We start from the raw sequence: 11,163 nt of genomic DNA on the forward strand, positions 1-11,163 counted from the left end.
ATCGCCGCCCGCCCGGGCGAGGATGACCGCAGCCGCGCCGTCACAGCCGCGTGCGCATTCGGCGCGGGTGATCGGCCGCGACGCCCAGCCCGACTGCATGATCTCGTCGATCCCGAGCGCGCCCCGGCGATAATCGATCGCGTTGGGGTTGCGCGCGGCGTACCAGCGATCCTGCATCGCAAAGGCGGCGACATGTTCGTGCGCCACGCCGTATTTCTGCATATAGCGCGCGTGCATGAGCGCCATCGTATCGACATAGTCGAAGCCCGCGGGCGCTTCATAATCCTGGTCGGGGTAGGACAGCAGTGCGTCCGACACCGAATAGACATCCGACATTTTCTCGACGCCGACGACGACGACGCACTCGCTCTGGCCCGAACGGATCATATTGACGCCCTGCATGAACGCCATCGTCCCGCCCGCGCACGCGCCGACGACCTGCGCGAAGGGACCGCTGGGAAGGTCAAGCTCTTCGGCCGTGAGCGGGCCGAGATTCTGCTGTTCGAAGGCTTCCGGGCAGGTGACCGACACCAGCCCGCCGTCGATCGACGATCGTTCGATGCCGGCGTCGGCGAGCGCACCGCTTCCCGCTTCGAACACGAGATCGCGCCATCCGCTGTCGGCCCGGTAGCCATGCCTGGCCATGCCCACGCCGATGATTTCCGCTTTTATGGTCATTGTCAGGACGCCCTAAATTTTGAGATTGATATCCATGCCGACGGTGCGCCCCTCGTTGATCGGCACGAAGAAGCCACCACCGACCGAGGGGGGAAGCGGGGTGTTGCCGCCCTGCGTCACACGGTTGAGGAGGTTCTTGCCGAAAACCCCGACTGAGAACCGGTCATCGAGAAACGAAAGCCGCGCGCTCGCCGACAGATCGTTGACCTGATTGAGATAGGCGGAGTTGTTGTCGGTGAAGGCGACGCGGCTGCGATATCCGTAGTCGGCACGGAGCGTCAGTTCGGCGTCGTCCCCAACGGGCTGAACGATTGTCGCGTTCGCGCCGAAACTCCATTTCGGAAGCCGTGTCAGGTCGAGCTCGTAGCCCAACCCCGGAGCGGCCCCGTTCAGGTCGACCGCCAGTTTCGTATATTTGCCGTTCAGGTGGCCGAAGCTGCCGCCCAGCGTCAGACCGCGGAACGGGGCGAGCGTCAGTTCGCCTTCGACGCCGCGTACCCGCGCCGTTCCGACATTGGACGTGACCTGCACCACGCCCGATACGGGATCGGGAATGTTGATGTCGCGCTGCAGGTCGCGCAGCGTGCTCTGGAATATCGCCGCGTTGAAACGGACGCGCCGGTCGAGGAAGGTCGATTTCCAGCCGAGTTCGAATGCGTCCTGCGTTTCCATATCATAGGGGCCGGGCGGAATCGTCGCGGCCGTGCTCTTGACGTTGAATCCGCCGCTGCGAATGCCGCGGCTCCAGCTTCCGTAAAGCAGCAGATCGCGGCCCGGTTCATACTGAAAGCCCAGCTTCGGCGTCAGGCTGCCCCAGCTTTTTACGCCGGTCGCCCCGGGGAACTCGCCCGGAAAATCGAAATCGCACGTGCGCGCATCGAGATCGCACAGCCCCGGTGCCCGGAAAGTCGCAACGTCGGCCTTCTTTCGCTCCCACGAGTAGCGCAGGCCGCCGACAAGGCTGAAACCCGCCCCGATGTCGTAGCTCAGCTGCGAAAAGGCGCCCCAGCTATCTTGGTCGATCCGGCCGCCAAAGGCGCGATCGACGGCGCCGCCGGACAGCACGCGCCGCTCGATATAGAAATAGTTCTGGCTGAAATAATAGAGCCCGAGGGTTGCCTTGATCGGACCGAACGTTCCCGCATAGCGGAGTTCTTCGCTGAACTGATGCTGCCGCAAGTTGACGAAGGAATGAAAACCCAAGGCGGGCAAGCCGTCTACATCGACCGACCCGTTCTGATTCAGCCGCCGGTAACCGGCGACGTTCGTAATGACCCCGTCGCCGAGCGCCAAGTTGATGTTGGTCTCCGACGTCAGCGCGTCCCAGTCGATATCGAAATAGCCCGGGTTGTCGATATCGATCTGGAATCCCGACTGGAAGGCAGGGTTCTGCGCCACCGTCCCGTCACCCCGGCTGCGCCCATGCTCATAGATCAGGGTCGTCTCGACATCGGGCGAGATATCCCACACGACGGTCGGACGCACGAACACCGTCTCGCGCTTCCCGAACGGCCGGTCGTTGAAATCATTGTGAAACCAGCCCTGATCATTGCTGTAATAGAGCGCGACTTTGGCACGGAGATTGTCCGCAACGGGCCCCTCGACGCTCAGGCCGGCGGTATATTGCGGCCCCGTTTCGACAGCGAGCCGGCCGCGCACCTGAAACTCATCGCCCGGACGCCGCGTGCGCAGCGTGACGGCACCGCCGGTTGTATTGCGGCCGAACAAAAGCCCTTGGGGGCCTCGCAGCACCTCGACGCTCTCGAGATCGAAAACGTCGATCACGGCGCCCGCCGACATGCCAAGATAAACGCCATCGACGAAAAGCCCGACCGAGGGTTCGACCGACGGTATCGAGCTCACGATCCCGAAACCGCGAATGGTGAAATTCGCCGTACCCGGGATCGTGCCGACATCCTCCAGCGCCACATTGGGTGCCGCGGTGCTGAGCGAGCGCAAGTCGCGAACCTGAAGCGCATCCAGCGCCGCGCTGTCGAAAGCCGTGATCGCGACCGGGACCCGCTGAGCCGATTCGGCGACGCCGCGCTTTTGCGCTGTCACAAGAATCTCGCTCAATCCGGCGTCTGCATCATCCGCAATCCCTCCTTCTTGCGCCATCGAAAGCGCCGGAAAGCTGAAGACGGCGCAGGCAAGAAGGCCCCATTTCACATCCTTCCGCATCATCTCTCCCTTTCGCGTCTTTTATATGAACGATCGTTCGTCTATATAAAATGCGAAAGACTGTCAACGACCCGGGCGAGAAAGTCGCACGCAGATCAGGGACGATGCTAGGAGCAGGATATGAAACGCTTTATCGTTGAGAAGGACGTCTCGATTCCGATGCGGGACGGCATCAGGCTGAAGGCCGATCTCTGGCGGCCCGACGTCGAACAACCGGTCGCGACCATTTTATATCGCACGCCCTATGACCGGGCAGCACTCAATCCCGACTTCTTGCGACCACAGGACGCTGTCAACGCGGGATTCGCTGCCGTCGTCCAGGACACGCGCGGCCGCTTTGGTTCGGAAGGCTCGTGGAAGCCGCTGATGTGGGATCAGGAAGGCGACGACGGATATGACAGCGTCGAATGGATCGCGCGGCAGGACTGGAGTTCGGGTCCGGTGGGTATGGCGGGTCCGTCCTACCTTGGCATCGCGCAGCTCATGGCAGCGGCGCGCAAGCCACCGCATCTGAAGGCCATTGCCCCTGCCCTCACCACGAGCCGGGATTTCGAACTGATCGAGATGGGCGGCGGGATGCGTCTCGATCATCTGCTCTCATGGGTCGCATTCATGGCGGTCGACTGGATGCGGCGGCAGCAGGAAAGCGGAGCTCCCCTGCCGCCCGATGCCGTCAAGCTGATCGCGCAGGCAGCGCTCGATCCGCGCATCCTGATGGATCACCGCCCACTCAGGGATTGCCCGATATTCGGGCTGCCGGGATTCCCCATCGGGTTCGACGAACTGGTCGACCCCGATGGCGGTGCGCCGATCGCGGCCGAGATCGCCGATATCCCCACACTGCATGTTGGCGGCTGGTACGATATATTCGCGCAGGCCAGCATCGGCATGTTCCAGCGCCAGCGCGATGCCGGCCGAACCGACGCGCACCTGATCATGGGCTGCTGGACCCATAGCGGATCACTCGGGCAACAGCATGGCGAGGTGAATTTCGGTGTGATGGCGTCCGCTGGCGGCTCTCGCCTTGCCGACCGCCATATCGCCTTCTTCCGCCGGTATCTCGAAGGCGCCGAGATTGCGCTGCCTGCCGTCCAGTATTTCCTGGCGAACGCCAATGAATGGCGGGCCGCCGAAGCCTGGCCGACGCCCGACACGGCGATTCTGGATCTGGAACTGTCGGGCACCGGCAAACAGGAATATGATTATGACCCGTCCGACCCGACACCGACCGTCGGCGGACGCACGCTTTATCTGGGCGGGCTGGCCATGGGGCCGATCGACCAGCGCAAGCTCGACGCGCGTCACGACTTCGTCCGCTATGTCGCCGAGGCCTGTGACGAGCCCGTCGATTTGATCGGACCCGTCACGGCCAATCTGACGGTGTCGACCTCGGCCATCGATACCGACTTCATCTGCAAACTGGTCGACGTTTCGCCCGACGGCACGATCCTTCCGATCTGCGAGGGCACACTTCGCCTGCGCTACCGGAACGGGTTCGATCGCGAGCTTCCTGCGGAGCCGGGAGTCCCCGTGTCGATCGGCATCCCCATGGGCCACACCGCCTGGCGCGTGCTGCCCGGACACCGGATCGGCATCCAGATCCAAAGCGCCAATTATCCGCATCTCGACCCGAATATGAACGAGATGTCTCGACCCGGGGAGGGTGCCGGTGGAACGATTGCCCGAAACGGCATCAGCGACCATCACGGTGCGTCGACGATCCGGGTTACGCTTGCTGGCGGGGCGCGGCCGCCGATCATACTCCGCCCCGGCGGGACCGCGTCCTAGGCTTCGGCGCCGACGAGGCGTAGCGCAAAAGCGGCATAGGCCTGTTCGACGTCGCTACTCGCCAGCTTTTCCTCGGGCCGATACCATTCGGCGACCCGCAGACACATATCGCCGATCGCGACCGCGGCGAGCTTTGGCGAGGACATGCCGCCCGCATCGACCAGGCCGAACCGGCCGGTCGACGCTCCCCGTTCGATGACGTCTTCGAAAAGTCCCCGCAATCGCACGCGTTCGGCGCGTACCGCCGACAAACGTGGCTCCGGAAGCGCACCATATTCCGCATTCGCCACCAGCGCAAAAACCTGATGGTGTGTGTGGAAGCGCACATAGGCCGAAACGATCGCGGCAAGCTCACGAGCAGGATCGCCCGCCGCTTCACGCAAGGCATCCTGCATCATCACGCCGACCGTCGCGTGCCCTTCGGCGACGATTTCGTAGAGCAGTTCCTCTTTCGTCGCGAAATGATTGTAGAACGCCGCCGGCGTCAGATTGCAGGCATCGACAATCGCGCGGATCGACGTCACCTCATAACCGTGCGCGAAAAAAAGCTGAGAAGCGACGTCCTTTATCAGCGCGCGCGAATTGTTGCGCCGACGGTCGACAACCGGTTCGCTGGGCCCATTGTCTGCAGCCGCTTTGCGCGCTCTGGTCGGGCGAGATGTTCGTAGGGACGTTTTCATAACGCGACGTTGGCCTTTAAAAACGCTATTCGCAAGTGCTCACTTGACATATATATAAACGCTTGTTTATGCATTATCCCACAAGATAAAATATCTCATGGGAGGGTAGATTGACCATTTCACGTGCACCATTGTGTCTTGCGGCGGCGTTGCTGGCGAGCGTGTCGGGGAACGCCATCGCGCAAATCGAACAGGGTGCGCTTCCGGTTGCCGACGCCGGAGCGAACGATCAGGAAATCATCGTCACAGCGCGCCGGACCAGCGAGCGACTTCAGGATGTGCCAGTGGCGGTAACGGCGGTGAGCGGCGACGCACTCGAACGCCGGCAAAGCGCAAATATCGCCGATGTTGAAGCCCTGATCCCCAACGCCACCTTCTTCGCCTTCGGGGGCTCGAACAACAATGCGTCGGTCTACATCCGCGGGGTCGGCCAGGCCGACCAGCTTTTCATGTTCGATCCCGGTGTCGGCATATACCTTGACGACGCTTATATCGGCCGCGCGCAAGGCGCGCTCTTCGAGACGCTGGACATCGCCCGGGTCGAGGTCCTTCGAGGGCCGCAAGGCACACTCTATGGCAAGAACACCAGCGGCGGCGCGCTGAAAGTCTATACACGCGATCCCGACCTGGTCGAAGCGGGTGCTCAGCTGACAGCGACGGGCGGGTCCTATGACTATTTTTCGGGGAAGGCGTCGTTCGATCTGCCGATCGTCGAGGACCGCGCCGGCCTTCGGGCGAGCGTGCTGCGCGTATCGCGCGATGGCGTGGTTCAGAATCTGGATAGCGGGGACGACCTCCAAGACCGCGACTATCTCGGCGGCCAGGTCACGGCGCTGGCGCGGATCGACGAACGCCTGACGGCCCGCCTCACCTTCGATATCATGCGCGATCGCTCGACCCCGGCGGCCCCGACACCGATCGTTGCCGTCAGCTTTCCGCCGAACCTCCCGCCTTTCTCGCCGCAATCCCCTCTTCCTCCGCGCCAGAGCAAGGCGGACACGCCGGTGCGGAACGATCAGGACAGCTATGGCTTTAACGGCCAGCTTGCGTGGCGGGGTGATCAGATCGAGATCAAGTCGATCACTTCCTATCGCCGGCTGAAGTTCCGGCAGGCTTTCGACTATGATTCCTTCCCCTACCTTCTGCTTTCGAGCAATCAGCGGCAGCGCACGACGCAGTTCTCGCAGGAGCTCCAGACCAATTTCGAGCCGGCGGACACTCTCTCCTTCGTCGGAGGCCTCTATTATTTCGAAGAGAAGACGGACTCGGTCATCGGCGTCCCCAACACCTTGCCCCTACAGGTGGCGCCGGGCGTCTTCGTGCCGTTGGAGAATAGCTTCACACAGCTCACCGATCTCAAGAACAAAAGCTATGCCGCATATCTGAACGCCGTATGGGAAGTGACCGATCGCCTGTCGATCAGTGGCGGGCTGCGTCATACCGATGATCGCAAGAAATATCTGTCGAGCCTGACCAACGACGTGTTTCCGACCGGCAATTTCAGCTACGATCTGTCAGACAGCTGGTCGCGGTGGCTGCCGCGCATCGGGATCGATTTCAAGATAACCCCCGACCAGCTGGTCTATGCAAGCTATGGAACGGGCTTCAAGAGCGGCGGTTTCAACCCGCGTGCCGCATCGGCGGACGTCGCGCTATCCTACAAGCCCGAAACGAGCGAAACGTACGAGATCGGGTACAAGTCGACCCTCTTCGATCGCAAGCTGACCTTCAATGCCGCCGCCTTCTACAACCGCTTCAAGGACTATCAGACCAATCTGATCGCCTTTGTAGGGACGCCGCCGGGCCCGACGAGCTATTTCACCAACGCGGGCCGGTATGAATCCTGGGGCGCTGAAGCCGAACTGACGTTGCGGGCGACGCAGCGGTTGACGCTGAAAGCACAGGCCTCGCTGTTCGACGACAAGTTCGCGACGTTCGTCAATTCGATCATCGGCGACTTCGCCGACAAGACTCTCCCGAACGCCCCCAAGTTTACCACCAGCCTCGCCGCGACCTATGTCATGCCGTTGGGCGCGACGACCGCACTCGAACTCGACGGCGACGTCGCCTACCGGTCGAGCAGTTTCATCAATATCCTGAACAGCCCCCTGCTCTACCGCGATGCCTACGCGATCGCGAACGCGCGCATGGCCCTGTCCTTCCGCAACGGCGATTTGCAGCTGTTTGCCGGGGTCCGCAATCTGACCGACAAGGACTATGTGGTCGACGGCGTCAACTATATCGGGGCAACCTACGGGTTTCTGAGTTATTATTACAATGAACCGCGCACCTATTATGGTGGCCTGCGCGTGCGTTTCTGAGGATGAAATTGGGCGAAACCCATGAGACTTTCGATGCCGGCGACTGCCTGATCCATTACTGGATCGGCGGTCCGCCGGGCGCGCCGCTCATCGTCCTGACGCCGGGCGCCTACACCGATCATCGCATGTTCGATCCCCAGATCGGGCCGTTGCAGGCTGCCTATCGGACATTGCGGTGGGATCCACGCGGCCATGGCCTTTCGCGCCCCACCGCGCGGCCCTTTTCCACCCGACTGGCCGCTGAGGATCTGGTCGCCATTCTTGACGCGCTCGGAGAGAAAGAAGTGGCCCTGATCGGGCAGTCGATCGGCGGCAATATCTCGCAGGAAATGCTGTTCCGATACCCGGAGCGCTGCACGGCCGCGGTCCTTGTGGGCTGTACCTGCAGCACGATCGCGCCGAAATGGTGGGAACGCTGGCTCCTCGCGAGCTTTCCATTCTTTGTCGGCCTCTACCCTGTCGAAGCCTTCAAGCGCAAAGCCATGGACGATTCCGCATCTATGCAGACATCGCGCGACAAGCTGCGGGAGATGATCGCACCGCTGTGCCGGAGGGATATCCTCGATATCAGCAGAGGGATTGCGCGGGCCGTTCATGGCGAGCCGGACTATTCCATCGAGCATCCCATCCTCATCATGAACGGCGCGCACGACAGGCTTGGAAACATCTCCCGGATCGTTACCCGGTGGCGCGAGCGCGACCGGAACAGCGCGTATATCGAAGTCGCCAATGCCGGCCACGTCGCGAACCTCGACAATCCCGGGGCGGTCAATGCAGCCATGCTGACATTTCTCGAGAAACACGGCCGTACGCGGGCGGAGAAGGCTTGAGAGCTTCGTTTACCGTCGGCGCCGAACTTCCGGGGCAATGAGCATGGGCGCGCATTATCTTGCCGTCCGGACGTACTCGCGCTGGTTAACGAATCAAGATCAATCGGTGCTGAAGCCACGGCGCCTTTCCCGATATTGCCGCTCAAGTTTTCGGCGCTTCGTGGCCCCACCGGTGCGAGAGCCATTACAAATGGTTGGGCTCTTATCCGGAATCCTCACTCTCCCCCAGTTTGTCCGGTTTGACCAACAGGCGAACAGCCGCCCCGACATCGCGGGACGGCTGGCGTGATCATCCCCTGATGCTCAGCAGCGACGGGGCCATCAGCGACGCGACCACCGTGCCGACGATCAGGAACAGCACGATCGCGACGATGACGACGATCACGGTATAGCCTGACGCCTTGTCCTGCGGCACCTTCATCAGCACCGGAAGGCCGAGATAGAGAAGGTAGAGGCCGTAAAGGCCGAACAGGATCCCGATCGCACTTAGCGCGGGAAGCAAGCCGAAAATGCCGCCAACCCAGCCTGCGGTCGCCGAATAGGCCGCGACTTTCAATGCCTGCACCTGATCCTTCTGCCCGCCGAAGTTCGGTGCGAGCCCGTCGATCACGAGTGCCAGAATGAAGACGACCGCCAATGTCAGGCCGTAGGACAGGATCGCGGACAGGAGCGCCCCGCCAAGCGGGGGATGATAGGTTACGCCGAGGACGGTGAAGCCGAACAATTGACCGCCGAGGAACTGCGCTACCGGACCGATCGCGGCAAGCAGGACGACATAGGGAACATAGATCGACTGCGTCGTTGCCGGTTCGGCGGCGATGACCGGCCATGTTTCCTTCGGCTTCAGCAGGATGTCTTTCGCGCGCTGAACGACGCCCGTTGCCGGGTTCGAACTATCGGGTGGTATGTCAGCCATTATATTTCTCCCCTGAGGATGCGGCCCGCAACCCGAATGGGAAATGCAAATGCCAGAAGAGCAATCTAGCTCGATTGGCGAATGCATCTGTAACGTTGATCACAGCCGATTCGGCAAATCGCGACCGGGTTGAGTGTAACGGACTTGAAACAAGCGTAAACGGCCATAGATTGACTATATGACGCCCGAATCCACCTCCGAACTTCCCGTAACCGTTACCGCCCCGCTTATCGGTCGCGCCCGCTTTGCGCCCGGCGACATCGTGCGTCACAGGATGTTCGATTTTCGCGGGGTCGTGTTCGACATCGACCCTGTCTTCGCGAACAGCGACGAATGGTATGAAGCTATTCCCGAGGAAATTCGCCCCGCGAAAGGGCAGCCCTATTATCACCTGCTCGCCGAAAACGGGGATTCGTCATACATTGCCTATGTCAGCCAGCAGAATCTGGTGGCTGACGGCGATGGCGGGCCGATCGACCACCCGCAGATCGACGCGATGTTCGACGGGCTCGAAAGCGGCCGCTACCGGGTCCGCGCGATCCATCGTCACTGAGCGGCGTCAGGCCTTCAGTTTCCAGCCAGACGCCAACAGGCGATAAGTCAGCAGGCCCAGTCCGATATTGACCGCGATCAGCACCAGCGCGGCGGTCAGGACAGGGTTGGCCATCGTCGAATCGACCGTTCCGATGAAGCCGTAGCGAAAACCCATGATCGCATAATAGACGGGGTTGGCGTGCGCGATCGTCTGGAACCAAGGCGCAAGCCGGTCGACCGAATAGAAAGTGCCCGAGAGCAAGGCCAGCGGGGTGACGACGAAGTTGGTCACGGCGGCGGCATGGTCGAACTTTTCAGCCCACACCGACGTGATAAGGCCAAGAAAACCGAGCATCATCGCGCCGAGGACGCCGAAGACCGCGACCGCCCACATATGGTCGGGCATCACATGAACGCCGGGCCAGAGCAGCATCGCGAGCCAGAGCGCCAGCCCCACGAGCAGGGCGCGAGTGATCGCCGCGCCGACCAGCGCGATGATCAGCTCGCCGACCGCGAGCGGCGGCATCAGATAGTCGACGATCGTCCCTTGGATCTTGCCGACGAGCAGCGAAAAGCTCGAATTGGCGAAGCTGTTCTGCAGCATCGCCATCATGATCAGGCCGGGCGCGATGAAGTCGGCGAACGGGACGCCGATGACCTTGCGGCCCGCGCCGCCCAATGCGACGGTGAAAATGACGAGGAACAAGAGGGTGGTAATCGCCGGAGCCCAGATTGTTTGGAGCTGGACCTTGAAAAACCGCCGCACCTCCTTGACATATAGGGCCTGCATGCCCGGCACGTTCAACGTGTGGATATGCGGGACGCCGGGTTCGGCGAAAGTCGGAACCGCGCGCATATTCGCTGAGTCGGGGTTCGAAATTTGGGGCTGGTCGTTCATGGCGTTCTCGCCTATCGCCTCCCCGATCTTACCGCAAGCTGGGCCGTCGAAACATCGATCCGCGAGGACCGCTTGAGCGATGACGTGGCCGCCCGCGGTGGAATGATGAGGAATTGATTATGTCATGGACCGATGAGCGCATCGAAAGCCTGCGCAACATGTGGGAAAAGGGGCTGACCGCCAGCCAGATCGCCGACGAGCTCGGCGGTGTCAGCCGCAACGCGGTCATCGGCAAGGCGCACCGGCTTGGCCTGAAGTCGCGTCCCTCGCCCGTCAAGGCGACCGAAAAGGCGGCGAAACCGGTCAGGACGGCTGCGCCCGCGGCGCCCAAGCCAGC

General features: G+C 61.9%; 10 protein-coding genes. 5 read left to right on the forward strand and 5 right to left on the reverse strand.

What is annotated here, in order from left to right:
* Nucleotides 1-678, reverse strand: a 678-nt coding sequence (locus VN047_RS22325) for a thiolase family protein (protein ID WP_325546624.1), incomplete at its 3' end; no start/stop codon positions are given.
* A 12-nt stretch (nucleotides 679-690) separates the two neighbouring features.
* Nucleotides 691-2,754: a TonB-dependent receptor gene (locus tag VN047_RS22330; RefSeq protein WP_325546626.1), complete on the reverse strand. Its 2,064-nt coding sequence runs from the start codon at nucleotides 2,752-2,754 to the stop codon at nucleotides 691-693.
* Between the two features lie 225 nt (nucleotides 2,755-2,979).
* Here VN047_RS22330 and VN047_RS22335 point away from each other — a divergent pair, with 225 nt between their 5' ends.
* Nucleotides 2,980-4,647 (forward strand): CocE/NonD family hydrolase, encoded by a 1,668-nt coding sequence (locus tag VN047_RS22335; protein WP_325546628.1) that lies wholly within the window; start codon nucleotides 2,980-2,982, stop codon nucleotides 4,645-4,647.
* On the opposite strand, the gene VN047_RS22340 is transcribed toward VN047_RS22335, so the two are convergent.
* Nucleotides 4,644-5,327, reverse strand: coding sequence for a TetR/AcrR family transcriptional regulator (locus VN047_RS22340; protein WP_325546630.1), 684 nt, complete (start codon nucleotides 5,325-5,327; stop codon nucleotides 4,644-4,646). The genes VN047_RS22335 and VN047_RS22340 overlap by 4 nt on opposite strands.
* Nucleotides 5,328-5,437: 110 nt before the next feature.
* On the opposite strand from VN047_RS22340, the gene VN047_RS22345 reads away from it, so the two are divergent.
* Together VN047_RS22345 and VN047_RS22350 are read left to right on the forward strand one after the other, a co-directional pair.
* Entirely contained in the window at nucleotides 5,438-7,648 is a 2,211-nt protein-coding gene (locus VN047_RS22345) for a TonB-dependent receptor (RefSeq protein ID WP_325546632.1), read from the forward strand.
* 8 nt (nucleotides 7,649-7,656) lie between these two features.
* Entirely contained in the window at nucleotides 7,657-8,478 is an 822-nt protein-coding gene (locus VN047_RS22350) for an alpha/beta hydrolase (protein ID WP_325546633.1), read from the forward strand.
* A 289-nt stretch (nucleotides 8,479-8,767) separates the two neighbouring features.
* Here the strand turns inward: VN047_RS22350 and VN047_RS22355 are convergent, their stop codons facing one another.
* Complete coding sequence (locus tag VN047_RS22355) at nucleotides 8,768-9,394, reverse strand: Yip1 family protein (RefSeq protein WP_325546635.1); 627 nt, start codon at nucleotides 9,392-9,394, stop codon at nucleotides 8,768-8,770.
* Nucleotides 9,395-9,572: 178 nt separating this feature from the next.
* Here VN047_RS22355 and hspQ point away from each other — a divergent pair, with 178 nt between their 5' ends.
* A complete protein-coding gene (hspQ, locus tag VN047_RS22360; RefSeq protein WP_325546637.1) occupies nucleotides 9,573-9,947 on the forward strand; it encodes a heat shock protein HspQ in 375 nt (124 codons plus the stop codon).
* 6 nt (nucleotides 9,948-9,953) lie between these two features.
* On the opposite strand, the gene VN047_RS22365 is transcribed toward hspQ, so the two are convergent.
* Nucleotides 9,954-10,826 carry an ABC transporter permease gene (locus VN047_RS22365; RefSeq protein ID WP_325546638.1) on the reverse strand — a complete coding sequence of 291 codons (873 nt, stop codon included), beginning with the start codon at nucleotides 10,824-10,826 and terminating at the stop codon, nucleotides 9,954-9,956.
* A 119-nt stretch (nucleotides 10,827-10,945) separates the two neighbouring features.
* On the opposite strand from VN047_RS22365, the gene VN047_RS22370 reads away from it, so the two are divergent.
* Nucleotides 10,946-11,163, forward strand: a 218-nt coding sequence (locus tag VN047_RS22370; RefSeq protein WP_325546640.1) for a GcrA family cell cycle regulator, incomplete at its 3' end; no start/stop codon positions are given.

Origin of the sequence: Sphingopyxis sp., from assembly GCF_035565275.1 — a bacterium.
GTDB lineage: Bacteria > Pseudomonadota > Alphaproteobacteria > Sphingomonadales > Sphingomonadaceae > Sphingopyxis.